This is a genomic window from Roseateles sp. GW821-FHT02E12, from assembly GCF_059421665.1.
In genome coordinates, this window is record NZ_JBWKVK010000001.1 from 537,778 (window position 1) to 562,794 (window position 25,017).

General features: G+C 70.3%; 29 protein-coding genes and 1 pseudogene. 18 read left to right on the forward strand and 12 right to left on the reverse strand.

Translation table 11 applies throughout. The annotated features are described in order from the left end of the window. Nucleotides 1–15: 15 nt before the first annotated feature. The 4 genes from AC07V5_RS02530 (at nt 16) to epsC (ending at nt 2,944) form a co-directional block, all read left to right on the forward strand. A complete protein-coding gene (locus AC07V5_RS02530; protein WP_495113974.1) occupies nt 16–672 on the forward strand; it encodes a Vgb family protein in 657 nt (218 codons plus the stop codon). A gap of 81 nt (nt 673–753) precedes the next feature. After that, nucleotides 754–1,512 (forward strand): DUF899 domain-containing protein, encoded by a 759-nt coding sequence (locus tag AC07V5_RS02535; protein ID WP_495113976.1) that lies wholly within the window; start codon nt 754–756, stop codon nt 1,510–1,512. 15 nt (nt 1,513–1,527) lie between these two features. Further along, nucleotides 1,528–2,070, forward strand: a complete 543-nt coding sequence (locus tag AC07V5_RS02540; RefSeq protein ID WP_495115654.1) for a hypothetical protein — start codon at nt 1,528–1,530, stop codon at nt 2,068–2,070. Further along, nucleotides 2,030–2,944, forward strand: coding sequence for a serine O-acetyltransferase EpsC (epsC, locus tag AC07V5_RS02545; protein ID WP_495113978.1), 915 nt, complete (start codon nt 2,030–2,032; stop codon nt 2,942–2,944). Before AC07V5_RS02540 ends, epsC begins: the two co-directional genes overlap by 41 nt. Here the strand turns inward: epsC and AC07V5_RS02550 are convergent. Beyond that, nucleotides 2,927–4,165 (reverse strand): potassium/proton antiporter, encoded by a 1,239-nt coding sequence (locus AC07V5_RS02550; RefSeq protein ID WP_495113980.1) that lies wholly within the window; start codon nt 4,163–4,165, stop codon nt 2,927–2,929. The two genes, epsC and AC07V5_RS02550, sit on opposite strands and share 18 nt — an antisense overlap. A 5-nt stretch (nt 4,166–4,170) precedes the next feature. Further along, on the reverse strand, nt 4,171–5,298 hold the full coding sequence (locus tag AC07V5_RS02555; RefSeq protein WP_495113982.1) for a mechanosensitive ion channel family protein: 1,128 nt from the start codon (nt 5,296–5,298) through the stop codon (nt 4,171–4,173). Nucleotides 5,299–5,489: 191 nt separating this feature from the next. Here AC07V5_RS02555 and AC07V5_RS02560 point away from each other — a divergent pair, with 191 nt between their 5' ends. The 10 genes from AC07V5_RS02560 (at nt 5,490) to AC07V5_RS02605 (ending at nt 13,191) form a co-directional block, all read left to right on the forward strand. Then, nucleotides 5,490–5,780, forward strand: coding sequence for a DUF2789 family protein (locus AC07V5_RS02560; RefSeq protein ID WP_495113983.1), 291 nt, complete (start codon nt 5,490–5,492; stop codon nt 5,778–5,780). After that, the gene (locus AC07V5_RS02565; protein WP_495113984.1) at nt 5,777–6,748 is read left to right on the forward strand and encodes an extracellular catalytic domain type 1 short-chain-length polyhydroxyalkanoate depolymerase; all 972 of its coding nucleotides are present in this window, start codon (nt 5,777–5,779) and stop codon (nt 6,746–6,748) included. The genes AC07V5_RS02560 and AC07V5_RS02565 overlap by 4 nt, the downstream gene beginning before the upstream one ends. A gap of 55 nt (nt 6,749–6,803) precedes the next feature. Then, nucleotides 6,804–7,127 carry an ArsR/SmtB family transcription factor gene (locus tag AC07V5_RS02570; protein WP_495113986.1) on the forward strand — a complete coding sequence of 108 codons (324 nt, stop codon included), beginning with the start codon at nt 6,804–6,806 and terminating at the stop codon, nt 7,125–7,127. A 7-nt stretch (nt 7,128–7,134) separates the two neighbouring features. Then, the gene (locus AC07V5_RS02575; protein WP_495113988.1) at nt 7,135–7,647 is read left to right on the forward strand and encodes an arsenate reductase ArsC; all 513 of its coding nucleotides are present in this window, start codon (nt 7,135–7,137) and stop codon (nt 7,645–7,647) included. A gap of 2 nt (nt 7,648–7,649) precedes the next feature. Next, entirely contained in the window at nt 7,650–8,315 is a 666-nt protein-coding gene (locus tag AC07V5_RS02580; protein WP_495113990.1) for an aquaporin, read from the forward strand. After that, the gene (gene arsH, locus AC07V5_RS02585) at nt 8,308–9,039 is read left to right on the forward strand and encodes an arsenical resistance protein ArsH (RefSeq protein WP_495113992.1); all 732 of its coding nucleotides are present in this window, start codon (nt 8,308–8,310) and stop codon (nt 9,037–9,039) included. Before AC07V5_RS02580 ends, arsH begins: the two co-directional genes overlap by 8 nt. Nucleotides 9,040–9,147: 108 nt before the next feature. Further along, on the forward strand, nt 9,148–9,648 hold the full coding sequence (locus AC07V5_RS02590) for a MarR family winged helix-turn-helix transcriptional regulator (RefSeq protein ID WP_495113994.1): 501 nt from the start codon (nt 9,148–9,150) through the stop codon (nt 9,646–9,648). Beyond that, nucleotides 9,639–11,459, forward strand: a complete 1,821-nt coding sequence (gene arsN2, locus AC07V5_RS02595; protein ID WP_495113996.1) for an arsenic resistance N-acetyltransferase ArsN2 — start codon at nt 9,639–9,641, stop codon at nt 11,457–11,459. Before AC07V5_RS02590 ends, arsN2 begins: the two co-directional genes overlap by 10 nt. Before the next feature lie 2 nt (nt 11,460–11,461). Beyond that, complete coding sequence (locus tag AC07V5_RS02600; RefSeq protein WP_495113998.1) at nt 11,462–12,649, forward strand: MFS transporter; 1,188 nt, start codon at nt 11,462–11,464, stop codon at nt 12,647–12,649. Next, nucleotides 12,646–13,191: an arsinothricin resistance N-acetyltransferase ArsN1 family B gene (locus AC07V5_RS02605; RefSeq protein WP_495114000.1), complete on the forward strand. Its 546-nt coding sequence runs from the start codon at nt 12,646–12,648 to the stop codon at nt 13,189–13,191. The genes AC07V5_RS02600 and AC07V5_RS02605 overlap by 4 nt, the downstream gene beginning before the upstream one ends. Nucleotides 13,192–13,236: 45 nt before the next feature. Here AC07V5_RS02605 and AC07V5_RS02610 read toward each other — a convergent pair whose 3' ends face one another. From AC07V5_RS02610 to AC07V5_RS02630, 5 genes are read right to left on the reverse strand one after another with little or no spacing between them, the layout of a single operon-like run. Continuing rightward, complete coding sequence (locus AC07V5_RS02610) at nt 13,237–13,365, reverse strand: hypothetical protein (protein ID WP_495114002.1); 129 nt, start codon at nt 13,363–13,365, stop codon at nt 13,237–13,239. Nucleotides 13,366–13,411: 46 nt separating this feature from the next. Continuing rightward, nucleotides 13,412–13,693, reverse strand: coding sequence for a hypothetical protein (locus AC07V5_RS02615; RefSeq protein WP_495114003.1), 282 nt, complete (start codon nt 13,691–13,693; stop codon nt 13,412–13,414). A 46-nt stretch (nt 13,694–13,739) separates the two neighbouring features. After that, complete coding sequence (locus tag AC07V5_RS02620) at nt 13,740–15,272, reverse strand: tryptophan halogenase family protein (protein WP_495114004.1); 1,533 nt, start codon at nt 15,270–15,272, stop codon at nt 13,740–13,742. Beyond that, complete coding sequence (locus AC07V5_RS02625; RefSeq protein WP_495114006.1) at nt 15,269–15,766, reverse strand: PIN domain-containing protein; 498 nt, start codon at nt 15,764–15,766, stop codon at nt 15,269–15,271. Before AC07V5_RS02625 ends, AC07V5_RS02620 begins: the two co-directional genes overlap by 4 nt. Next, a complete protein-coding gene (locus tag AC07V5_RS02630; RefSeq protein ID WP_495114008.1) occupies nt 15,766–16,014 on the reverse strand; it encodes a type II toxin-antitoxin system Phd/YefM family antitoxin in 249 nt (82 codons plus the stop codon). The genes AC07V5_RS02625 and AC07V5_RS02630 overlap by 1 nt, the downstream gene beginning before the upstream one ends. 207 nt (nt 16,015–16,221) lie before the next feature. Here AC07V5_RS02630 and AC07V5_RS02635 point away from each other — a divergent pair, with 207 nt between their 5' ends. The 3 genes from AC07V5_RS02635 to AC07V5_RS02645 all read left to right on the forward strand — a co-directional run bounded on the left by AC07V5_RS02635 (nt 16,222) and on the right by AC07V5_RS02645 (nt 18,827). After that, nucleotides 16,222–17,598 (forward strand): cation:proton antiporter, encoded by a 1,377-nt coding sequence (locus AC07V5_RS02635; RefSeq protein ID WP_495114009.1) that lies wholly within the window; start codon nt 16,222–16,224, stop codon nt 17,596–17,598. 113 nt (nt 17,599–17,711) lie between these two features. Further along, nucleotides 17,712–18,248 (forward strand): HPP family protein, encoded by a 537-nt coding sequence (locus AC07V5_RS02640; RefSeq protein WP_495114011.1) that lies wholly within the window; start codon nt 17,712–17,714, stop codon nt 18,246–18,248. A 60-nt stretch (nt 18,249–18,308) separates the two neighbouring features. Then, nucleotides 18,309–18,827, forward strand: coding sequence for a DUF7482 domain-containing protein (locus tag AC07V5_RS02645; RefSeq protein WP_495114013.1), 519 nt, complete (start codon nt 18,309–18,311; stop codon nt 18,825–18,827). A 56-nt stretch (nt 18,828–18,883) separates the two neighbouring features. On the opposite strand, the pseudogene AC07V5_RS02650 reads toward AC07V5_RS02645, so the two are convergent. The 4 genes and pseudogenes from AC07V5_RS02650 to AC07V5_RS02665 form a co-directional block, all read right to left on the reverse strand. Further along, a pseudogene (locus tag AC07V5_RS02650) lies at nt 18,884–19,954 on the reverse strand (acyltransferase family protein); the annotation flags it as partial. 75 nt (nt 19,955–20,029) lie between these two features. Then, nucleotides 20,030–21,547, reverse strand: a complete 1,518-nt coding sequence (locus AC07V5_RS02655) for a hypothetical protein (RefSeq protein ID WP_495114015.1) — start codon at nt 21,545–21,547, stop codon at nt 20,030–20,032. An 85-nt stretch (nt 21,548–21,632) separates the two neighbouring features. Further along, complete coding sequence (locus AC07V5_RS02660) at nt 21,633–22,325, reverse strand: LytR/AlgR family response regulator transcription factor (RefSeq protein ID WP_495114017.1); 693 nt, start codon at nt 22,323–22,325, stop codon at nt 21,633–21,635. Further along, complete coding sequence (locus AC07V5_RS02665) at nt 22,313–23,380, reverse strand: sensor histidine kinase (protein ID WP_495114019.1); 1,068 nt, start codon at nt 23,378–23,380, stop codon at nt 22,313–22,315. Before AC07V5_RS02665 ends, AC07V5_RS02660 begins: the two co-directional genes overlap by 13 nt. 124 nt (nt 23,381–23,504) lie before the next feature. Here AC07V5_RS02665 and AC07V5_RS02670 point away from each other — a divergent pair, with 124 nt between their 5' ends. Further along, on the forward strand, nt 23,505–24,644 hold the full coding sequence (locus tag AC07V5_RS02670) for a GGDEF domain-containing protein (protein ID WP_495115655.1): 1,140 nt from the start codon (nt 23,505–23,507) through the stop codon (nt 24,642–24,644). Between the two features lie 6 nt (nt 24,645–24,650). On the opposite strand, the gene AC07V5_RS02675 is transcribed toward AC07V5_RS02670, so the two are convergent. After that, entirely contained in the window at nt 24,651–24,926 is a 276-nt protein-coding gene (locus AC07V5_RS02675; protein WP_495114021.1) for a hypothetical protein, read from the reverse strand. Nucleotides 24,927–25,017 lie beyond the last annotated feature (91 nt).

Sequence of the window (25,017 nt, forward strand, 5' to 3'; positions counted from 1 at the left end):
CCAAGGAGCCGCCCCATGAACACCGAGACCCGCATCGAGACCCAGCCCGCCGAGATCGTGCGCGAATACGGCCCCTTCGAGGGCACGGACCGCGTCGCCGGCGTCACGCACGACGGCCAACGCGTCTGGGCCGCCACGGGCGCGGCCCTGATCGCCTTCGACCCCGCCAGCGGCGAGGCGCAGCGGCGCATCGATCGCCCCTGCGATGCCGGCACGGCCTTCGATGGCCGCTACCTCTACCAGCTCGCCGAGACCCGCATCGACAAGATCGACCCGGCCAGCGGCGAGGTCGTCGCGTCTATCCCCGCGCCCGGCCAGGGTGGCGACTCGGGCATGGCCTGGGCCGAGGGCAGCCTGTGGGTGGGCCAGCACCGCAGCCGCAAGATCCACCAGATCGACCCCGCCACGGGCGCCATCCGGCGCACCATCGAATCCAACCGCTTCGTCACCGGTGTGACCTGGGTGGACGGCGAGCTCTGGCACGGCACCTGGGAAGACGACGCGAGCGAGATCCGCCGCATCGACCCGGCAGACGGCACCGTGCTCCAGAGCCTGCAGATGCCCGCGGGCACCAACGTCAGCGGCCTCGAGTCCGACGGCGCCGACCTGTTCTACGCCGGCGGTGGCGGCACGGGCAAGGTCCGCGCCGTGCGCCGCCCCAAGCGCGCCTAGCCCCCCGAATCCCCCTGTGCATATGCCCACCCATGCCGGGTGGAGCCGCTGCATTGCCTTCACCGCCCCCAGGAGATCTCGATGAATGCCCCCACTCCCCATCCCGTTGTCTCGCGCGACCGCTGGATCGCCGAACGCAAGAGCCTGCTCGCCCGCGAGAAGGAACTGACCCAGCAGCAGGACCGCCTCGCCGCTGAGCGCCGCGCACTGCCCTGGGTGCGCGTCGACGACCCAGCCTATGTGTTCGACACGCCCGCCGGCCCGCGCCGCCTGTCCGAGCTCTTCCAGGGCCGGCGCCAGCTGCTGGTGCAGCACTTCATGCTGGCGCCCGGCTGGGAGCAGGGCTGCAAGAGCTGCTCGTTCATGGCCGACCATCTCGACGGCATGGCGCCGCACCTGGCCCAGCGCGACATCACGCTGCTGGCCGTGTCGCGCGCGCCGCTGGCCGAGATCGAAGCCTTCAAGCGCCGCATGGGCTGGCAGTTCGCCTGGGCCTCGTCCCACGGCAACGACTTCAACCGCGACTTCCACGTCAGCTTCAAGCCCGAGGACCGCGTCGACGGCGAGGTTTATTACAACTTCCACATGACGCCCTTCCCCCAGGAGGAAGCGCCCGGCATCAGCATCTTCTGCAAGGACGAGGCCGGCGAGGTCTTCCACACCTACTCGACCTTCGGCCGCGGCGTGGAAGTGATGATGGGCACGTACAACCTGATCGACCTGACGCCCAAGGGCCGCGACGAGGCCGCCCTGAGCTACACGATGGAATGGGTGCGCCACCACGACCGCTACGAGTCCCAGGCGCCCGCGCCGGCGGCCTGCTGCGGCGCCAAGGCCTGAGGCGCCATGAGCAGCGTGGCCAGTCTCTGGCCTTGGCTGGCCCTCGCCGGTGCCGGCGCCCTGCACGGCCTGAACCCGGCCACCGGCTGGGGCCTGGCCGCCTGCTCGGGCGACGCGCGCCGGGCCTTGCTGCCGATTGCGCTCGGGCATGCCGCGGCCGTGGGCGGCGTGGCGGCTCTCGTGGCCCTCGGCGCTTCGCTGAGCGCCGGGCAGTGGCTGTGCGGCGTGCTGCTGCTTGCGGCGCTGCTGCGCCGGCGCGCCCAGGCGGGCATGGCGCTGTGGTCGTGCCTGATGGCCAGCCTGCATGGCAGCGGGCTGATGCTGGTGCCGGCGCTGGTGCCGCTGTGCCTGAGCGCCTCGCCGGCGCGCGAAATCACGGCCTCGGGCTCGCTGCTGCTGGCGCTGGCGGCCGTGGCCGTGCACATGGCGGCCATGCTGGCCGTGACGGCGGTGCTGGCCATGGGCAGTCGGGCCTGTTGGCGGGCCTGGCGACGGTGGATTCCTATACTCGAACGCCATGAGCCAAGCACCCGCCCCCGCACCCATCCCCAGCGATGAACTGAGCGCCGTCGTCGAGGCGCTGCGCGGCGTGCGCCAGCAATGGCGCGAAGCCCACCGCCGCGGCGGCGACGGGCGCGAGCTGCCGTCGCGCGAGTTGCTGGCCGGCATGGTGCAGTGCCTGTCGGGCGCCCTCTTCCCGATGCGCCTGGGCCCACCCACGCTGCAGCCCGAGAACGAGGACTTCTACGTCGGCCACACCCTCGGTGCCGCCATGACGACGCTGCGCCAGCAGGCCGCGCTGGAGCTGCGCCACGATGCCCGCCAACGCGGCGACGACGCGCCAACACAAGACGCCGCCGAGCTGGCGGGCCGCTTCCTGCGCACGCTGCCCCGGCTGCGCCAGCTGCTGGACAGCGACGTGCTTGCCGCCTACCAGGGCGACCCCGCCGCGCGCAGCGTGGACGAGGTGCTGCTGTGCTACCCGGGCCTGCGCGCGCTGATCAGCCACCGCATCGCCCACGAGCTCTACGGCCTGGGCCTGCCGCTGCTGGCCCGCGTGGTGGCCGAGCTGGCGCACGCCGACACCGGCATCGACATCCACCCCGGCGCCACGGTCGGCAGCGGCTGCTTCATCGACCACGGCACTGGCGTCGTCATCGGCGAGACGGCCATCCTTGGGTGCGGCGTGCGCATCTACCAGAACGTCACGCTGGGCGCGAAGAGCATCCCCACCGACGGCGACGGCCTGGCCGTGAAGGGGCAGCCTCGCCACCCGGTGGTGGAGGACGAGGTGGTCATCTACGCCGGTGCCACCGTGCTGGGCCGCGTCACCATCGGCCGCGGCTCGGTCATCGGCGGCAATGTGTGGCTGACGCGCAGCGTGCCGCCGGGCAGCATCGTCACGCAGGCGGATTCAGTCGGCTGCGCGTGATTCGTCCAGGCCCAGTTTGCGCGCCAGCGGCGCCAGCGTCGGCCCCTGGATGAGCAGCGACAGCAGCACGACGACGAAGGCCACGTCGAAGAAGCGCCAGCCGTCGGGCAGGCCCGCCAGCACCGGGTAGGTGGCCAGCACGATGGGCACCGCGCCGCGCAGGCCCGACCAGGCGACAAAGCACTGCGAGCGCCAGCTGAAGCCCAGCGGCGCCAGGCACAGGAAGACGGCCGCCGGCCGCGCCACCAGCATCAACCCGGCGGCCAGCAGCAGGGCCGGCCCGATGAGGCGCCAGACCTCGTGCGGCGTGACAAGCAGGCCCAGCAGCAGGAAGAGCACCGCCTGGGCGAGCCAGGTGTAGCCGTTCAACCCCGGCAGGCTCAGCAGGGCCACGCGCTCGGCACGGTGGCGCACCAGCAGGCCGGCGATGTAGACGGCCAGGAAGCCCGAGCCGCCACAGCGGTTGGTGACGGAGAACAGCAGGAAGCCCAGCGCCGCCATCAGTAGCGCGGCCAGGCCGTCGTGGTCGTCCGTGATGGGCAGCCGCTTGACCCACCAGGCGGCCAGCATGCCGCCCGCCCCGCCCATCAGCAGGCCCAGGCCCAGCTGCTCGCCCAGCAGCGGCAGCAGGTCGGCCAGGCCGGACACCTGCTCGCCGTCGGGCTGGCCCAGTGGCGCCAGCCATGCGATCAGGCCCAGCGTGAGCACCATGGCCATGGGGTCGTTCATGGCCGACTCGACCTCGATGGTGGCCGACAGCCGCGGCTCCAGGCGCAGCTTGCTGGCGCTGAACTGCGCGAACACGGCGGAGGCGTCGGTGGACGACACGGCCGCGCCGAGCAACAGGCCTTCCGTCCACGGCATGTCTAGCACGAGCCGCGCGATGCCCGCGACGATGGCCGCCGTGGCGGCCACGCCCACCGTGGCCAGCAGAACGGCCGGGAACATGCCGCGCTTCACCTCGGCCCAGCGCGTGCGCAGGCCACCGTCGAACAGGATGAGGGCCAGGGCCAGGTTGCCGACATTGACGGCCAGCCGGTGGTTGTCGAAGGGCAGGCCCAGCGGCCCGTCCACGCCGGTCAACATGCCCACCGCCATGAAGACGAGCAGATGCGACAGGCCGAACCGGTGCGTGTAGAGGGCGCCGGCAATGGCAACCAGCACCAGCGCGGCAACGGCCGCCGTCAGCAACTCGGGGCCGGCGGCGACGCTGTGCAACATCGTTTTCAGCCAGCGGCAGCAGGAACGATGTCGGGCGCGTCGGGCATGGCGCCCTGGTGCGTGGGCGACAACCCCACGACATTGACCGTGTTGGTCACGAAGGCGAAGCGGATGCCGCGCTGCTGCAGCGCGCGCATCAGCGCCAGGTTCAGGGCCTGCTGGCGGTCCATGTAGACGTCGTAGCTCGGATCCTTGACCCGGTAGACCACCTCGAAATTCAGCGAGCTCTCGCCGAAGCCCTTGAAGTGGGCGCGCACGAGTTCCAGCAGCGGGTCGGCGGCGATGAGCTCCTTCACCAGCGGCGGCACGGCGGCCGCGTCGTCGGCCGAGGCGTCGTAGGTGATGCCGAACGTGAACAGCACGCGCCGTGTCTGCAGGCGCTTGAAGTTGGCCACCGTGCGCTTGAGCAGTTCGGCGTTGGACATGACGATCTGCTCGCCGCCCAGGCTGCGGATGCGCGTCGTCTTCAGGCCCACGCGCTCGACGGTGCCGGTCACGTCGCCCACGGTGATGGAGTCGCCCACCTCGAAGGGCTTGTCCACCGCGATGGCGAGCGACGCGAACAGGTCGCTGAGGATGTTCTGCACGGCCAGCGCCAGCGCGATGCCGCCGATGCCCAGGCTCGCGACGAAGGCCGTGATGTTGACGCCCAGGTTGGACAGCACGGCCAGCACCACCACCACCCACAGCGCGCCGCGCAGGCCCCAGCTCAACAGCGTGGCCGAGGCCGACAGCGCGGTGCCGCTGCCGCCGTGGCGCAGCTGATGGGCCGTGAGCAGTTGCGCCACCGCCTGCTGCGCCCACAGCCCCAGCTGCAGCGCCACGACGGCGAACCACAGCTGCCCCACGCGGGCGTGCCAGCGGTCGTCCAGCGGCAGCAGCGTGAGGCCCACGAGCAGGCCGACGACCCAGATCAGCGCGCCGTGGGTGCGCTCCAGCACGCTGACGAGGTTGTCGTCCAGCGAGGTACGGGTGCGGGTGGACAGCGCGCGCAGCCGCTGCACGGCCAGGCGCAGGCCGGCCTTGATGAGGATGATGGTCAGCATGCCGGCCAGCACGGCGGGCAGCACCTCAGTCAAGCCCACGTCGGGCCAGGCGGCCTCGGCGCGGGCGAGGAAATCACTCCAGGTCATCGGAGCCTCCTGCAGTCGTCATCCCATGACCGTAGGCCGGCGGCGCCCGGCCGTCTGTCAGCGGGCGGCAGCCAGGCCTGTGGGCCTTGGCTGACAGCACCGTACGGCCGGACGAGGCCTTGGCTGACACCACGGCGCCGCGGCCGACCCTAAGGTCAGCACCTCACAGCCTCCTGTGAAAAGGACTCGCCATGGACACCACCACCCACCACGATCTGCCTGCACTCTTCGCCCAGCTCGGCCTGCCGGACTCGGCCGCCGACATCAAGCAGTTCATCCGCCTGCACCGGCCGCTGCCGCAGACGCTCAATCTCTCCGAAGCACCGTTCTGGAACGCCAGCCAGGTGGCCTTCCTGCGCGAGCAATGGCACCAGGACGATGGCGACTGGTGCGGCCAGATCGACCAGCTGAACGCCTTGCTGCGCGCGCACCCGGACCCGTCGGAGCTGGCGCAGGCGACGGACGCCGCCACGGCGGGATGAAGCCGCCCTCGTGGGCGGCGCTGCTCAACCGCAACGCTGCCCTCTTCAAGCAGGCCATCCGCCCGCTGCGCGAGCGCCAGCGGCCACCCGCCGGCACCGGCAGCTGGCTGATGGGCCTGGTGATGGCCGCCGACGGGCCGCGCCGCTACTACCTGTTCCGGCCCGCGGGCGTGCGCTTCGGCGAGAAGCTGCCGCTGCTCGTCATGCTGCACGGCTGCCATCAGGACGCCAAGAGCTTTGCGGACAGCACGCGCATGAATGCCCTCGCCACGCGCGAGCGCTTTCTCGTGCTCTACCCGGAGCAGCCGCGGCTGTCCAACGCCCAGGGCTGCTGGAACTGGTTCGACACCCAGTCCGGCCGCGCCTTCGCCGAGGCCGCATGGATCATGAAGGCCGTCGACCAGGTCGGCCTGCTCTACGCCGCGGACCGCGAGCGCACCGCCGTGGCCGTGCTGTCGGCCGGCGCCAGCATGGCGGCGCTGCTGGCCACGCGCTATCCGCAGCGCTTCAAGGCCTTGGTCATGCACTCCGGCATCCCGCCCGGCGCGGCAAGCTCCCCGGCCTCGGCCGTCGGCGCGATGCAGGGGCGGCGTCAGCCGGCGTCACCCAGGTCGGGCGACGACTGGCCGCCGCTGATGGTCATCCACGGCGATGCGGACGGTGTCGTGTCGGCCCGCAACGCGGACGCGGCGGCGCTGATGTGGTCTCAGGCCGGTGGCGCGGACGCGGGCGAGCCGCAGGCCCAGCAGCGCGGTGCGCGCTACCCGATGACGGTGACCCACTTCAAACGCTCGCGCCGGCTGGTGGCGACGCTGGTGCAGGTGGGCGGCCTGGGCCATGCCTGGAGCGGCGGCGCGGCGCGCCAGCGCTTCAGCGACGCGAAAGGCCCGGACGCCTCGCGCATGGTGTGGCGCTTCGTGGCGCGGCAGTTCGACGCGCTCAGGCTTGTGAGCACGCCACGCGATTGAGCCGCAGCAAGCCGTGCGCTTGCGCTCAAATCCATTATTCGATAATAATGGAATCATGGATGAACAAGCCGTCATCAAGGCGCTCGCCGCCCTCGCCCAGCCCCTGCGGCTGCAGGTGTTCCGCGCCCTCGTCGTGGTGGGCGATGCGGGCCTGACGCCCGGTGCCATCCAGGAAGGCCTGGGCGTGGCACCGGCCACGCTGTCCTTCCACCTGAAGGAACTGGTGAACGCTGGCCTCGTGACCCAGGAGCGCGCCAGCCGCAACCTGATCTACCGTGCCCACTACAGCAGCATGAACTCGCTGCTGGGCTATCTGACCGAGAACTGCTGCCAGGGCGCCGCGTGCGCGCTGCCGAGCGCCACCGCCTGCTGCAGCTGAGACCGCCATGACCACCCACGTCCTCATCCTCTGCACCCACAACTCCGCGCGCAGCGTCCTCAGCGAGGGCATGCTCAACCACTGGGCCAGGCAGCTCGGCAAGGATGTGCAGGCCCACAGCGCCGGCAGCGCGCCCAGCGGCCGCATCAACCCCTTCGCCCTCGAAGCGCTGCGGAACGCCGGCGTGGACACCGCCGGCTACCGCAGCAAGAGCTGGGACGAGTTCAGCCAGGACGGCGCACCGCCGCTGTCCATCGTCATCACCGTCTGCGACAGCGCGGCTGCTGAAGCGTGCCCGGTCTTCTTTGGCGCGAGCGACAAGGGAGGCCAACCGGTCAAGGTGCACTGGGGCTACCCGGATCCGTCCAACGCCGAGGGCGGCGACGAAGGCAAGCGCCGCGCCTTCGAGCTGACACGCCAGGCCATCGGCTACCGCATGCTGCAGCTGCTGCAACTGCCGCTCGCCACGATGAGCCGCGCCGAGCTGCAGCAGGCCCTGGCCGAGATCGGCAAGGCCTGACCATGAGCCTGCCCCGCAAGCTGCTCGCCGAAGGCCTGGGCACCGCGCTGCTGCTGACGGTCGTCATCGGTTCCGGCGTCATGGCCGAGCGCCTGTCCGGCGGCAACGTCGCCATCGCGCTGCTGGCCAACACGCTGGCCACGGTGGGCGGCCTGTATGTGCTGATCGAGGTGTTCGGCCCCGTCAGCGGCGCCCACTTCAACCCGGCCGTCAGCGCCGTGATGGCCTGGCGCGGCGAGTTGCCGGCCGCGGCGCTGCCGCCCTACATCGCCGTGCAACTGCTCGGCGCGATGCTGGGCGCCTGGCTGGCGCACGCGATGTTCGACATGAGCCTGCTGCAGTTCTCCACCAAGCTGCGCGGCGGCACGGGGCAGTGGATCGCGGAGGGCGTCGCGACCTTCGGCCTGCTGCTCGTCATCCTGCGGGCACCTGCCGACCGGGCACCCGCCATGGTGGCGGCCTACATCGGTGCGGCCTACTGGTTCACCGCGTCCACGTCCTTCGCCAACCCGGCCGCGGTGTTCGGCCGCATGTTCAGCGACAGCTTCGCGGGCATCGCACCGGCGAGCGCGCCGGGCTTCGTGCTGGCCGAGCTGGCCGGTGCGGCCATCGCGGTAAGTGTTCATCGGCTGCTGAGCACGCCGGCAGTGGAGGCCCGTCATGTCTGAGCCGCTGTTTCCCGACGCCACGTTCCCGGCGCTGCGAGCCGAGCTTTTCGACGTGCCGACTCAGGACCGGCTGGCTGCGCCCGCGCCTTCGCAACACCGGCCACGTTTCCTGATGCTCTACGGCTCGCTGCGCGAGCGCTCCTACAGCCGGTTGCTGATCTTTGAGGCCGCCCGCCTGCTGGAGGCGATGGGCGCCGAGGTGCGCATCTTCAACCCGAGCGGCCTGCCGCTGCCAGACGACACGCCCGAGACTCACCCCAAGGTGCAGGAGCTGCGCGAGCTGGCGGCCTGGTCCGAGGGCATGGTGTGGTGCTCGCCGGAGCGGCATGGTGCGATGACGGGCGTCATGAAGGCGCAGATCGACTGGATTCCGCTGACCTCCGGCGCGGTGCGGCCAACGCAGGGCAAGACGCTGGCCGTCATGCAGGTGTCGGGCGGCTCGCAGTCCTTCAACGCCGTCAACCAGATGCGTGTGCTGGGCCGCTGGATGCGCATGCTGACCATCCCCAATCAATCTTCCGTAGCCAAGGCTTTCGCCGAGTTCACAGACGACGGCCGCATGAAGCCGTCGGCGTTCTACGACCGTGTCGTGGACGTGATGGAGGAGCTGTTCAAGTTCACGCTGCTGACGCGCGACCTCGGGCCCTACCTGGTAGACCGCTACAGCGAGCGCAAGGAAAGCGCCGAGGAACTCTCGAAACGCGTGAACCAGCGCGCCATCTGACGACAGCCGACGGGGCCGCGGCCCCGTTTGTTTGCTTCATGTAGTTGCTATTGACAACGAAACCAGTGAACGCCAACATGCACCCAGATAGTTGCTATTCACATCCAAATGACCGAATCAGCCCCAGGCAGCCTGTTGCGCGAAGTGGCGCGCCTGTACACCCGCGCCCAGCGCGTGGTGGCCGACTGCTGCCGCACCACCAGCACGCAGTGCCATCTGCTGACCGAGCTCGGGCGCTCGGGGCCGCTGCCGCTGTCGGAGCTGGGCACGCGGGTCAGCCTGGAGAAGAGCTGGGTGTCGCGTGCCGTGGAGGCCATGGCAGCCCGTGGCTTGGTGAGCAAGGAGCCGAACCCGCTCGACGCAAGGAGCTGGCTCGTCACGCTCACCGCCGACGGCGAACGCACCGTGCGTGAGCTGAACCAGACCCTCGACGACCATGCCCAGCAACTGCTGGCGTCCTTGAGCGAGCGCGAGCGCGCCGCCGTCGAGACCTCGTTGCTGACGCTCCTGAAGGCCTTGCGCGAAGACCCGGCCGCCACTTGCTGCCTGCCGCCTACATCGCCTGCTGCACCTCGGGAGCCCACCCAGGATTCCAAACCATGTTGCTGAACCACCCCGTCTCCCTGCGCCAGGCCGGCCCGTCCGACTGGCCCGCCGTGCAAACCCTGCTGCTGGCGAACAAGCTGCCCACCGAGGGCGCCCAGGGCCATCTTTCAACCTACCTGCTCGCCACGCAGGGCGGCGAGGTCGTCGGCTGTGCCGGCGCCGAGGTCTATGGCTCTGTCGCACTGTTGCGATCAGTGGCGATTGCGCCCGGGCTGCACAAGCAGGGCATCGGTCGGCTGCTCGTCGAGCGCCTGCTGCAGGAAGCCAGCTCGCGTGACATCGCGGCGCTGTACCTGCTGACGGTGACGGCGCCCGAATACTTCGCGCAGTACGGCTTCAAGCGCATGAAGATCGAGGACGCGCCGCAGGCCCTCAAGGCCTCGGCCGAGTTCCAGGGCGCCTGCCCGGCCTGTGCAGCGCTGATGGCGCTGACGCTGCGCGAGGCGCCGGCGGCGGATGGCCTGCTGCCGGTGGCCGTGCTCGGTGCCGGGCCGGTGGGGCTGGCGGCCGTGGCCCAGCTCATCGAGCGTGGCCTGCCGTTCATCGCGCTGGAGGCGGGTGCCTCGGTCGGTGCGAATCTCGCCGACTACGGCCATGTGCAGCTGTTCTCGCCGTGGCAGTTCGACGTCGACCCCGCGATGGCGCGCCTGCTCGCACCCACCGGCTGGACGGCGCCGGCCGCCGCAGAGCTGCCGCGCGCCGGCGAGGTGGTCGAGCGCGTGCTGCTCCCCTTCGCGGCCCTGCCGCAGGTGGCGGCTTCGCTGAAGCTGGGCGCCCGCGTGGTGGCCATCAGCCGCGAAGGCTTCGACAAGGTCAAGAGTGCCGGGCGTGACCAGGCCGCCTTCCTCGTGCGCTACGCGCAGCAGGGGCAGCTGCACGAGCTGCGCGCCCGCGCCGTCATCGACGCGACGGGCACCTGGAACCAGCCCAACCCGGTGGGCGCCAACGGCTTGCAGGCCATCGGCGAGGCCGAGGCGAGCGAGCACATCTTCTACGGCATCCCGGACGTGATGGGCATGCTGCGCTCGCGCTATGAAGGCCGGCGCACCCTCGTCGTCGGGGCCGGCCACTCGGCTGCGAACGCTCTGCTGTCGCTGGCCGAGCTGGCCAGACAGTCGCCCGGCACGCAGTTGGCCTGGGCCGTGCGCTCGCCCGCGCTGCAGCGTGTGTTCGGCGGCGGCAGCGCCGACGCCCTGCCGGCCCGCGGTGCGCTGGGCGCCTCGCTGCGCCGGCTGCGCGACGGCGGCGCGCTGGAGTTCTTCGGCGGGCTGCGCATCACGCGAATCGAACACGTGGGCGAGCAGTTGCGGGTCAGCGGCCTGGACGCGACGCAGCAGCCGGTCGTCGTCGACGGCATCGACGAGATCATCTGCGCGACCGGCCAGCGCCCCGACCTGAACCTGGCCAGCGAGCTGCGCGTGAAGCTGGACCCCTGGCTGGAGTCGACCGAGGCGCTAGGCCCGCTGATCGACCCCAATCTGCACAGCTGCGGCACCGTGCGGCCGCACGGGCACCGCGAACTGGCGCACCCCGAGCCCGGCTTCTACACCGTGGGCGTGAAGAGTTATGGCCGTGCGCCCACCTTCCTGATGGCGACGGGCTTCGAGCAGGCCCGCTCGGTCGTCGCGGCCATCGCAGGTGACCTGGCCGCAGCCGACCGCGTCGAGCTGGATCTGCCGGAGACCGGCGTCTGCTCGGTCAACCCGGCGCCGGCGGCGGCAGTGGCTGTGCCCACCTCCGGCTGCGGTCCCAAGAGCTGCGCGCCCAAGCCCGCTCCCGAAGCCGAAGCGCGGCCGGCCCGCTGCTGCGGTTGACGATGGCCACTGCCCGCCTGCGCGTCGTCGCCACGCTGGGCACCGCCCAGACCCTGGCCTGGGCCTCGTCCTACTACCTGCCGGCCATGCTGGCGCAGCCGATGGCGGCCGAGCTGGGCGTGGCGGAGCCGACGGTGTTCGCCGCCTTCTCGGCCGCTCTGGTGATGTCGGCCCTCGTGGGGCCGCAGGCCGGCCGGCGCATCGACCGCTGGGGCGGCCGGCCGGTGCTGATGGCCACGAGCGGGCTGTTCGCGCTGGGGCTGGCGGCCATGGCCCTGGCGAGCGGGCCGCTCGGGCTGATCGCGGCCTGGCTGGTGATGGGTGTCGCGATGGGCAGCGGGCTGTACGAGGCCGCGTTTGCGTCGCTGGTGTGCCTGTACGGGCACGAGGCGCGCGGCACCATCACCGGCATCACCTTGATCGCGGGCTTTGCCAGCACGGTGGGCTGGCCGCTGACGGCCGCCCTGGAACACGCCTTCGGCTGGCGCGGCGCCTGCTGGGCCTGGGCCGGGCTGCATCTGCTGATCGGCCTGCCGCTGAATGCCTGGCTGCCGAAGGCGGGCCTGGGGCCCACGACGTCGACCCACGCGCCGGCTCCCGCCGCGGGAGAAGCGCCTCCGGTGCTGACGGCAGCGCTGCTCGCCTGGGTGTTCGCCGTGGGCTGGTTCATCAGCACGGCGATGGCCGCCCATCTGCCGCGGCTGCTCGGCGCCGTCGGTGCGGCACCGACGGCGGTCATCCTGGTCAGCGCCCTCGTCGGGCCGGCCCAGGTGGCCGGGCGGCTGGCGGAGTTCGGCCTCCTGCGCCACCTGCATCCGCTGTACTCGGCACGTGCTGCGGCGCTGATGCACCCGCTGGGCGCCGCCTTGCTGGCGACGCTGGGGGCGCCGGCGGTGGCCGCTTTTGCGCTGCTGCATGGCGCGGGCAACGGCATCCTGACCATCGCCAAGGGCACGCTGCCGCTGGCGCTGTTCGGGCCACAAGGCTACGGGCAGCGGCAGGGGTTGCTGATGCTGCCGGCGCGGCTGGGGCAGGCGCTGTCGCCGTGGCTGTTCGGCCTGCTGCTGGCCGAGTTCGGCACGCGCGTGCTGTGGTTCTCCGCCGCGCTTGCGCTGAGCGCGCTGGCGGCTCTGCTGCTTATCCGGGTGCCCGCGCACGCACCGAACACCCCCTTGGAGAACACCACATGAAGGTCCGCACCGCCACCCTGGCCGACGCCACTGCCGTGGCCGCGATTTACGCACCCATCGTGCAGCACACGACGATCTCCTTCGAGACGGAGCCGCCGGATGCGCAGGAGATGCGCGCCCGCATCGAGAAGACGCTGGCCAGCCTGCCCTGGCTGGTGGCCGAGGACGCCACGGGCGCCGTGTGCGGCTATGCCTACGCCAGCAAGCACCGCGAACGGGCGGCCTATCAATGGTCGGTCGACACGACGGTCTACGTGCGCGAGGACATGCGCGGCCAGGGCGTGGGCCGGGCGCTGTACGGGCGGTTGCTGCCGCTGCTGGCGGAGCTGGGCTATTTCCAGGCCTTTGCCGGCATCGCCCTGCCCAACGCGGGCAGCGTGGGCTTGCACGAGGCGGTGGGCTTCGAGGCGCTGGGCGTCTACCGCAATGTCGGCTTCAAGAACGGCGAATGGCGGGACGTGGGCTGGTGGCAACGCAGTCTCAAGCCGCTGGCTGTACCGACCGCGCCCGGCACCTTCAACGCATTGCCCGCGGCCCAATGAAAAGGCCGGCGCACCGCGCCGGCCCGGTCTCAGCTCAGTGAGACCTTACAGGCAGCACAGCAGCTGCTGGAGGCAGCAGGCGATGTCGCCGCAGCAGGCCTGAGAGGCCAAGGCGGCGGCGGAGCCGCCCAGCAGGGCGACAGCCGCGCAGAGCTTGAAGAGTCTGGATTTCATGGGTTTCCTTTCGACGGTTGATGAATGCTGAGGAGCAGTCATCCACCTAGTCGGGAGGCGTCCAGGGCTCAGGTTGCAGGCCCGCATCGAAGGGTGCCGTCGCGAGGCGCCAGGTCGGCTCGTTGGCCGTCATCGCCAGCGGTTTCTGCGTTGTGGGCGCGAGCTGCGGGGCCGCGCAGGTCTGGCAGCCGGCACTGGCGCATTGCGTCATGCCCTTGCAGCCGTGCAGGCAGCAGTCGCTGTAGACGGCCGACGTGCTCGCAACCGCCTGCCCGACGAAGGCGAGGCAACCGAGCAGCACGATGAACACGGCAAGCAGCTTGCGCATGGCCGGATGGTATCGCTGTGCCTGTGCCGACGACACCCAGGGGCCTTCAGCGCCCCGCGTTGATCTGCTGGATCAGCGCGCGGTGGGTGGGCAGGTCGGCCACGGCGCGGTCGGCGAAGCGCTGGATCTTGGCGAAGAACTTGGCGGCATCGTCAACACGCGGGAAGTCGTCGCGGCCGGCGCTGAGGTCGGTGCGGAAACCCATGCCGTAGAGGATGTACTGGTAGTTGAAGAAGGCGAAGGTCTCGGTGTCGAGCACGAAGTCGAAGCGGCCGGGCGGGCGCACCTGCCACTCTTCCAGCAGGCCGGCGAGGCGGTCGGGGATGGAGGACGGCGCAGCGTTGTCGCGCCAGAACGGCTCCTGGCGCTGGCTCACGCAGTAGTGCAGCTTCAGGAAGTTGATGATGTTCTCGAAGCGCGCCGTCATCAGCTCGTTGAAGCGGCGCGCCGGTGCATGCATGGGCCCGCTGTGCGGCAGCATCTCGGCAATCATGCCGACGGCCGCCTCGATGAGGACGAGGCCGGTGGCCTCCAGCGGCTCCAGGAAGCCGGCCGACAGGCCGACGGCCACGCAGTTCTTCACCCACTGCTGCTCGCGGTAGCCGGGCGTGAAGGGGATGCTGCGCAACCCGATGTCTTCGTGGCCGGCGCCGCAGTAGGCGCGCAGAATGTCGGCGGCGCGGTCGTCGCTGAGGTGGTCGCTGGAGTAGACGCAGCCGACGCCGCGCGCACCGTTCAGGCCGATCTCCCACAGCCAGCCCGCCTCGTGGGCGGTGGCGATGGTGGAGCTCTCCATCGGCGCGGTGGGGTCGTCGAACGGCAGCTTGCAGGCCAGCGCACGGTCGGCGAAGAGCTGGCCACGCGCCGACTTGAAGGGGCTGCCCATCGCGCGGCCGATCAGCTCGGCGCGGAAGCCACTGCAGTCGATGTACAGGTCGGCCTCGAAGCGGCCCTGCCGGTCGGTGTCCAGGTGGGAGATGGCACCGGTGGCGTCCAGCGCGACATGGGTGACCGTGCCCTGGACATGGCGCACGCCGAGCTGGAGGGCGCGCTCAGCCAGCAGCTTGGCGAGCTTGAGCGCGTCGAAGTGATAGGCGTAGTTCAGCGGCGCGGCATAGGGCGCCTCGCCGGCCCGCTTGGGCGCGCGATGGGCTTCGGCCACGCGCACCTGCAGCGTCATGGCCTCGGCGAAGGGTGCGCGCGTGGCCTCGTCCTGCAGCAGCCAGTAGGGCACGAGGTTGAGGTCCTCCGTGTAGAACGGCGCCTCGAAGGGATGGAAGAACTGGTGGTGCTGGCCGCCGGTGGGCGTGCGCGCCCAGTCCGTGAAGCGGATGCCCTGCTTGAGCGTGGCCGAGGTCTCGCGGATGAAGCGCGTTTCATCGATGCCGAGGAACTGCAGTGTCGTGCGGATGGTGGGGAAGGTGCCTTCGCCCACGCCGACGCTGCTGATGTCCGGCGACTCCAGCACGGTCACTTCGAGGTGGCTGCGCTCGTTCAGCTTGAGAGCCTTGGCCAGGTAGGCCGCGGTCAGCCAGCCGGCCGTGCCGCCGCCAACGATGAGGATGCGTCGCTTGTTCATGCTCGGGTGTAGAGATTCTTCAGCCATTGATGGCCGGTCTGGGCGCCGTGGGCCCAGTCCTCATCGTCCTCGCTGGGCTGGGCCACGTAGCCGGATGGGTTGAGCAGCTTGACGCGGCCGGCGCGGAAGGCCGAGACGCGGTGGGTCACGAAGGTCAGGCCGTGCTCCAGCGCCGTTGCGGCGAGCAGGCCGTCGCGCGTGTTGGCGTAGGGCAGCTGCGCGCGGCGGCGCACGACGGCGGCGTCCACCGGCAGCACGCGGCCTTCGAAGGCGGGCATGACGCGGTTGTCGATCCAGTCGCGCACCACCAGGCCGGCCGCGCGGTCCTTGCGGCCCAGGCGGGCAGCGGCGTTCTCGATCTCCAGCAGGTTGAGCGCCGACATGAAGAGCTTCTGGCGCGGCAGGCCGGCGGCCCAGGCGGACAGGCCCGCATCGGATTGGCCGGCCTTGGCCTTGCGCAGCTCCAGAACGATGCCGGTGTCGAGCAGGAACATCAGAGGTTCTCGCGGTGATCCCACGCGCCGTCGGCGGCGGCGTCGGCCGCTTCGATCGGCACGACCTCGGGCATGGCCAGCAGCTCCAGGATGCTCTCGCCCTCGCCGGTCAGGCGGCGGTACTCGGCAATGCTCATCAGCACATGGGTGGGCTGGCCGCGGTCGGTGATGACGACGGGCCCGACCTGCGCAGCCCGCTTGGCGAGGCTGACGTCGCGGTTGAAGTCGCGGCTGGTGAGCAGTTTCATGGCGTTGCAAATGTACCTACGTACCTTCAGCCGCGCAATTGGGATGTAGGTACATAGGCTCGGATCTGTTCGACCCAATGGACATCAGAAACCCGACTGGCAAAGTGTTCTACGTGGTGAGAGCGCTTTCACCAAAAGAGGCAGACAACGTTGTACATGACCCGGCACGACTCGGGGCAACGACAAAAAACATCCAGAGGAACCGCCATGGAATTCGACCTTCTAGCCATCTTGGGCGACGTGTTCGCCAAGCATGGCGCTGCCGCGCCCGCGGTGGCACAAACCTACGCGCCGGGCGACTTCAGCGTCCATTTCTTCCTGCAGCTGGCCCTCATCATGCTGGCCTGCCGGGTCGTCGGCTGGGCCGGCCGCAAGTTCCTGGGCCAGCCCCAGGTCGTCGGCGAAATGATCGCGGGCGTCATCCTTGGCCCGTCGCTGCTGGGCTTGTTCTTCCCGCAGCTGCAGGCGGCCATCTTCCCGAAGGAAATGCGCAGCGTGCTATACAGCGGCGCGCAGCTCGGCGTGGGCCTTTACATGTTCCTGGTCGGCACGACGCTGCGGCTGGACCACTTCGCCACCAAGGCCAAGAGCGCCATCGGGGTGTCAGTGTCCGGCATCGCGGCACCGTTCTTCATCGCCTTCCTGATCACGCCCATCCTGCTGACCATCCCGGGCCTGTTCGCCGAAGGCATCTCCACGGCCAATGCTACGCTCTTCATGGGCGCCTGCATCGCACTGACGGCCTTCCCGATGCTGGCCCGCATCATCAATGAGCAAGGCCTGGCCAACACGTCGCTGGGCACGCTCACGCTGACGGCTGGCGCCTTTGACGACGCGGCTTCCTGGTGCGTGCTGGCCCTGGTGCTGGCGGCCTTCGGCGCCGGCCCCGGCGTGGCCGTGCTGGCCATCGGCGGCGGCGTGCTGTGGGCGGCCTTCGTCATGCTGTTCGGCCGCAAGCTGCTGGCGCCGCTGGGCCGCATGGTGGAGCGTGACGGCCACATGAGCAACACGGTGCTGGGCATCACGCTGATCTGCTTCTGCGTGTCCGCCTTCATCATGGACGCCGTCGGCATCCACGCCATCTTCGGCGGCTTCATCCTCGGCGCCGTCATGCCGCGCGGCCTGTTCGCCACCGAGCTGAAGAAGAAGGTCGAGCCGCTCACGGTGATCCTGCTGCTGCCGATGTTCTTCACGTACTCCGGCCTGAACACGCGCCTGGACATGATCAATTCGGTCCAGCTGCTGCTGATCGCCGCCGGCGTGCTGGTGGCCTCGGTGCTGGCCAAGTTCGGCGCCTGCTACCTGGCGGCCCGCATGGCGGGTGAAGACAACCGCACGGCCCTGGGCATCGGCGCGCTGATGAACTCCCGCGGCCTGATGGAGCTCATCATCATCAACATCGGCCTGCAGAAGGGCATCATCGGCCCGGCCCTGTTCTCCATGCTGGTGCTGATGGCCGTGGTGACCACCATGATGGCCACGCCGCTGTTCGAGATCTTCTACGGCCGCAAGGCACGCGCGTCGGGCGAGCTGGATGCCATTCCTGGCACCTCAGGCGCCACCCCGGCCGGCAACCCGGCCTGAGGCACCTGGCCCCCCGTTGAAAGCCGCCGCTGCTGAGAGGTGTCAGCGGTGTTTGAAGGGCGGAGTCTCGCGACTCGGCCCTTTTTTTGCTTGCAGGCTTCGTGAGACCTTCCATGAGCGAACTCGCCCCCAGCACCCTTGCGCAGGCGCCCCAGGCGGCCCCAGGCAGCATGCCGCCCTCGCGCGCACCGCGCTACGCGCTGCGCAGCGGTGCCATCGCCTGCGCAGGCGTGTTCACCATCATCGCCGTGCTGGCGATCGGCTCCTACAACCTGGGCGTGCTGCTGCTGCTGGGCTCCTTCGGCTCGACGGCGGTGATGGTGTTCACCTTCCCGGAGCTGCACTTCTCCCAGCCGCGCAGCGTCATCGGCGGCCACTTCATCTGCACGGCGGTCGGCCTGGCGGCGCTGGCGCTGTTCGGCCCGACCTGGTGGTCGCTCGCGTCAGCCGCGGCCGCGTCGGTGGCGCTGATGATGCTGACGCGCTCGATGCACCCACCCGCCGGCTCCAACCCCATCATCGTGTTCCTGGCCGCACCCAAGTGGGGCTTCCTGCTCTTTCCGACGCTGTTCGGTGCGCTGACGATGGTGGTCGTCGCGGTGCTGTATCACCGCGCCACGCGGCGGGCGTATCCGCTGTACTGGTACTGAGCCACCCCTGAGGCCGGCATTCCGGTGTAATGCCAGCGCCCTTCACGGCGACTGCTCCGGATGGCCCGCCCCCTCTTCACCTGTCTCGTCCTGCTCCCCACTTTCGCTGCGCTGCTGAGCGCCTGCGCGTCCGTCCGCCCCGACGAGGTGGTGCTGCCCAAGCAGCTGGCCTGGGTGGAGGGGCGCCGCGTCGAGTACGTGACGACGGACATTTCCGACGCCGCGATGGCCGCGCAGGGCGGCGTGAACCACGTACCGCGCCTGGCCGATGCGCTCGGTGCGGGCCAGGCCTCACTGACCGAGCGGGTCTACAAGTTCACCGACGGCGCGCAGATCAGCGTGTTCGCGTCGGGCCCGGCGCCGGTGGCATCCGCGCGGCCGGACCCGAACTACAGCCCGCTGTGGCGGCTGGTGTTGGTGCGCTGGAAGGCCGGCGCGTCAGCTCACGAGCTGCGCTCCGAAGAAGCGCTGCTGGCCGCCGAAAGCGCGGGCGAGGTCGAGGTGGCCGTGACCGGCATCGTCGTGAACTGCCCCATCACGCGCGGCGTGGATGGCGGCGCGCTGCGCGGCGTGCGCTGAATGCCGACGAGCAGCGCCAGGCCTGGCACGCGCCGCAGGCCGAGGTAAGCCAGGCCGCTGACGGCGAAGGTCAGCACGATCAGCAGCGGCGCCTCCAGCCCCCAGGGCATGCCCAGCGGCTTCAGCCATTGGCTGAGCACGACGATGACGCTCTGGTGCAGGATGTAGAGGCAGAACACCGCCGCGCTGGCCTGCCGCAACAACGGCGACTCCCGCGTGAAGGCGCGCTGCGCCCAGCCGCAGGCGGCCACGATGGCCCACCAGGTCAACGAGCCGCGCAGCGTGCGCGCGGCGGTCATCACGGCAGCGGGCGGTTCGCTGCTGCTGTAGTGATTCATATAGACGAGCAGCACCGCCCAGGCCGCGAGCGACACGCCCAGCGCCACCCAACGCAACCGCAGCGCAGCCGCCCACAGGCCGCCAGCCAGCGGCGTGCGGCTGGCCCAGCCGATGGCGAACAGCAGGCCGTATTGCAGATGGTTGTAGAGGTCGTGCACCAGGTCGTGCTCGATCGGGAACAGCGGCTTGATGAACACGCGCAGCAGCGCCAGCGGCACGGCCGGCAGCAGCAGCCAGGCCCAGGTCGGCAGACGCAACTCGCCGCGGATGCGGATGAAGCGCGCCGCCAGCGCACCCAGCACCGCGTACACCCACAGATAGGGCAGGAACCACAGGTGGTTCCAGGTCGGCACGTCCATGCAGTCCTGGCCACGGCAGTATTTGCCGCCCTTCAGGTAGGCCTGCCAGAAGTCGAGATAACCGCCGTCGCCCGGCAAGAGGTGAGGCGCCTTGGTCAGCACCTCGAAATAGGCCTGCGGCGTGACGATGACGGCCATGCCGAAGATCAGCGGCAACAGCAGCCGCAGCGAGCGGTCCTTCAGCAGGCCGACGGCGCCGCGCTTGGCGAACAGGCCGTGCATCGCTGCGCCGGCAATCAGGAAGAGCAGGCCCAGTCGCCAGGGCGAGCTCATCATCATGAAGGGCTTCAGCGCGCTGCTGGCCGCGGGGCTCTTCACATGCCAGTCCCAGGTCACGTAGTACATGCCCACGTGGTACGGGATCAGCAGCGCGAAGGCGGCGACGCGCAGGCCGTCGAGAAAAGGCAGTCGGGCGGATGAGGTGTTCATGGCCGCCAGCTTCGCGGCCGGGCGGCGCGCAAGCCAGCGCGCTGGGGCGAGTGGCGCCTGGCGAGGGGCGAACGTCTAGGGCAAGGTGCTGAGCCTGATGCTGGCCGCCGCGTTCGGTGCGCCGCGCAGTTCCGTCAGCAGCACTGCCTTGCCGTTGCTGCGGTGAAAGACGTAGCGGCCCACCTGGGCGAAGCGGTCCGCCCCCACGGTGACGGGTGGCAGCGAAGCGCGGCTCTGCAGCGACAGGTCGGTGGCATTGAAAACCCCGAGCCGCGTGAAGCAGGCGAACAGCGAGTCCGAGCGGGGTTCGCAGTTGTACTTTTCCTGCTCCAGCACGACGAGCTGGTTGCTCACGAGACTGTCGCTGAGCGAGAGCGCCGCATAACCGAAGCTGCCCACGCTCGTCTGCGGCGACATCGCGAAGCTCCCGGCATAGCGCATGTCCTGCGTGGCGTCGGCAGACGACGTGAACGTCTTGCCGCAGGCCGTGTACAGGCGCGCGGCCGTTGCCGAGGCCCACACCTGGCCGCAGATTTCGTAGTCGCCGTGATAGGGCGAATCGACCGCATCGCGCGGGCCGGCCGCTTGCAGCGTGATGTTGTAGATGTCGTTGGGCGACGTGTCGCGGGTAGAGAAGTAGATGCGATCGCCGGCCGCGTGCAGCACGGGCCGCACCCCGCCATAGATGTTGGCGCTGACGGTCTTGTCGACGCCATTGGCCGTGTCGACCCAGTGCAGGTTCGCCCAGGTGGACGCCGAGCCGAAGGCGTAGATCCGGCCTTGGCCGTCCAGCACCACGGCGCCGACCGGCAGGCTGACCGCGAACCGGCTGACCGCCATGGCCGCACCGGGCGTGGCCGGCACGAGGTCGACAAGAGAAACGGCCGCGTCATGGCCCACCGCCGCGCGGCGGCCGTCAGGCGAGAGCGACACGGAGGTTGGCACCGAGGCCAGGGCCACGCTGCGCGTCTGCCCATCGGCGAGCGAGCGCACGTTCAACGCCGCGGCTGGCGCCTTGGACACCGAGACGATGGCATCCAGGCTCGCGCTGTAGGCGGCGGCGACGAGATCGTGCGGCAGCGTGACCGCGTCCGTCAGCGTCTGCTGCGGCTGGCCCGCCTCGGGCTCGGCGAAGTAGCCCACCTTGAGCGTGACCGGCACGACGAACGGGCTGCCTCGCGCCGGCGTAACGCACTTCGCATCGACGCAGACTTCGACGGTGATCGTGTCGTCATAGGTCCCCAGGCCGAGCACGCCGGGCGACGACAGGCCGACCTGCAGATCCAGGCCCGGATCGGTGCCGCGCGGCGACTGGCCCACGAAGTTCAAGGCTTTCTGCGTATAAGCCACGCGGTAGTAGTAGCCCTCAGCCGGCGGGCGATCGACCAGCAACGCCAGCTCGACCTTCTCGACCTGGCTGCGCCGGTAAACGTCGCGCTCGACGGTGATGCTGGCCACAGACATGTGAGCGCCGATGTCATTCACTGGGGTGGCCGGAGTCGCCGTGCCGCCAGGCGCCGCCGAACCACCACCACCGCCACAGGCGGCCAAGCCCGTGCAGACGGCCAGCACCCACCACGCGCGCATACCCATCACATCCTCCCGGCCTGTCGGCCTATCTTTGGGTGCGGATGCTAGCTTGGTCAGCGGCTGGCTTCGTTAGCACACGTATCGGACGTCAACGGGCAATGGCGTCCAGCACCGCGCGATACCCGCGCGACACGCGCAGCGTCTCCCCGCAGCTCAAGCTCAGCACGGCCTCGCCGCTGGAGAGCCGCTCGATGCGCTGCACATGCGCCGGGTTGACCGCATGACTGCGGTGCACGCGCAGGAAGCGCGCCGCCCAGCCGGGGCGCTGCAACGCGTCGGCGAGCGTGACGCGTTCGAGCAGGCTGCGCGGTGGCAGGTGCAGCTCGATGTAGTTGTCGGCCGCCGAAAGCCATTGCACGTCAGCCAGCAGCAGGCGCTCGCCGTCCACCCACCACTCGCCCACCGGCGCGGCCGGGCGCGCCAGCAGTTCGCGCACGCGGGCCAGCGCGGCGGCCAGGCGCTCGGGCGTGTAGGGCTTGAGCAGATAGTCCAGCGCAGCCAGCTCGAAGGCCTGCAGCGCATGCTCGGCATGGGCCGTCGAGAAGACGATGCAGCGCACACCGGCCTCGCGCAGCGCAGCGGCCAGCTGCACGCCGTTGCCGCCGGGCATCTCGATGTCGAGCATGGCCAGGTCAGGCGGTTGCGCGAGCGCACGCACCAGGGCCAGCGCCGCTGGTGCGTCGGGTGCTTCCAGCAGCTCGGCAACATCCTTCTCGGCCGCCAGCAGCCGGCGCAGCTTGGCGCGCGCGGCGGGCTCGTCGTCGACGATCAGCACGCGCATGGCAGGTCCAGTCTCAAAGCCATGCCGCCGTCGTCGGGGCCGAACTCGACGCGGGCCGCATCGCCGTAGCGCGCATCCAGGCGCTCGCGCAGATTGCGCAGGCCCAGGCCTCCCTCAGGGTCGGGCGACGCCTCGGGCACCGGCGTGTCGCCGTGGTTGCTGACGCTCAGGTGCAGGCGCTCTCCAACGCGCCGCGCGACGACGCTGACCGTCACACGCCCGCGGTGCCGCGCCACGTCATGCTTGACCGCGTTCTCCACCGGCGCCAGCAGCAGCAGTGCCGGCAGCCGGCAGGCACGTGCGGCATCGTCCGCCTCGATCTGCACCACCAGGCGCTCAGGCCCGAAACGCGCCTGCATCAGCGCCAGAAAGGGCTGCACCAGCGCCAGCTCCTCACCCACCGTGTGCTCGGCGCGCTGCTGGGCAGCGAGCGTCTGGCGCAGCAGGTCGGCCAGCTGGCACAGCAGCCGGTCGGCGCGGGGCACGTCCTCGTACATGACCGACGAGATCAGGTTCAGCGTGTTGAACAGGAAGTGCGGCTGCACCTGGTCGGCCAGGCGGGCCAGGCGCGTCTCGGCAAGTTCGCGGCGGGCGCGGTCCAGCTCCTGCGCCCGCGCGGTGGCGGCCTGCGCCATCCACACACCGCGCGAGATCAGGCAGAAGCTGATGTAGCTGACGGCGTCCTTGCCGCCCTCGTAGACCAGCAGCGTCGGCACGTCGTCGGGCCGGTAGCCAACGCCCGCCAGGCCATAGACGAGCAGGCGCAGGCCGAACATGCCGGCGATGTGCAGCACGCTGAACACCGGCAGCGCCAGCGCATGGGCCGCCAGCTGCTGCGGCCACGGCCGGCCCCGCAGTGCACCAACCACGGCATGCACGCCCAGCGCCAGCACGCCGATGACGACGATGGAGCTGAACTCCCACAGGAAGGGCTCCCACGGCCGCTGGCCGCCGCCCCTGACGTAGGCATCCAGCGCCGACGCACTCAGCAGCAGGGCGACGGCGGTCAGCAGCCCGACATAAGGCAGGCGCCAGCGGCGCGGCAGGATGGACATGGCCTCAGTGTGCCCGTGGAACCTGCACGTTCCGCCGCCATTCGCCCCCGCCGGCCCGCCATCCACCCCAGGCCGGCGCCCCTAGACTCGCAGTTCGACGGGGGAAGGCCAAACCGTGCTGGACATGCTGGAGCTTCGCACCATCAGCGGCGTCACCGGGGTGATGGGCTGCCTGATGGCGCTGGTCATGTTCTTCCAGCGCCGCAGCTATCCGCCCTCCATCCACGGTCTGGGCCACTGGGCGGCCGCGCCGCTGGTGGGGTTCGCGTCGGCGCTGCTGTTCACGCTGCGCGGCGTGCTGCCGGGGCTGCTGTCCGCGGGGCTGGCCAATGCGCTGATGTTTGCCAGCGCCGCGCTGCTTCTGGCCGGCAGCTACCGATTCTTCGAGCGGCCGCTGTCGGTGCGCGCCACCGTGCTGCTGTGGCTGACCGGGCTGGCCATCGTGCTCTTCATGCAGTTCTTCAGCGGCCCCTACGGCTATCGCGTGCTGTTCATGGGCGTGCTGCTCGGTACCGTGAGTGCCTGGCATGCCGGCCTGATCTGGAGCCAGATGGCGCAGAGCTTCGCAACCCGTTTCACCGGCATCGTGCTGGGCCTGACCAGCGCCATCACGCTGGCCCGCGCCTTCAGTGCGCCCTTCATGACGCCGCAGGAAGGCCTGTTCACGCCGTCGCCCATGCAGGTTATCTACCTGGTGGGCCTGGCCTTCGGCACGCTGCTGACCAGCATCGGCACGGTGCTGATGGCCTCAGAACATCTGCGCCAGGAGCTGGAGCGGCTCATCACGCACGACAGCCTGACCGGCGCCCTGACGCGCCGCGCACTGTTCACCACCGGCGAGGCGGAGCTGGCGCGCGCCCGCCGGCAGGGCCGCCCGCTGTCGGTGCTGATGCTGGACCTGGATCACTTCAAGCAGATCAACGACGAGCACGGCCACCTCGTGGGTGACCGCGTGCTGGCGGACTTCGTGGAACGTGCGCACGCCGTGCTGCGCCGGCCATCGGTGCTGGGCCGCTATGGTGGCGAGGAGTTCGTCGCCTTGCTGCCCGACACCGATGCCGCCCAGGCGCTCTCTGTGGCCGAGCGCATCCGCACCAGCGGCGGCGAAGACGCGGCGCTGCCCCGCTGCCACGTCAGCATCGGCTTGGCCACAGCGCGCCCGGAGGACACGTTGAACTCGCTGCTCAACCGTGCCGACGCCGGGCTGTACCAGGCCAAGGCCCAGGGGCGCAACCAGGTCGTGCAGCGGCTGGCGGCGTCCTAGCGCGCGCTAGCGACGGGTGCGTGGCGGCTGCGCCGCGCCGCGTTCCCCGCCCTTCACCATGTCGCCGCGGCGGTCGGCGTCCAGCCCGGGCGTGGCGCGCAGGTCGGTGTCCACCTGGCCCTGCTGCAGGTCGCGCGCCGCGCGCTTGATCTTCGGATCGGGCGTGGCGTTGGTGGCATGGTTTTGTTGATCGCGCTCATGCGGCAGCGACGGCTTGCCGTCGGGCACCGCGACACCGCGTTGCGTGGCGTCTTCCGGGCGGGGCAGGTCGTTGGGCTTCATGGCGGACTCGTTCAATGTCGGTCCAACAACTTTGCGCGCCAGCACGGAGCGCCGCCGTCGTCCGCACCGCCGCCGGCGCGTCAGCGCATGC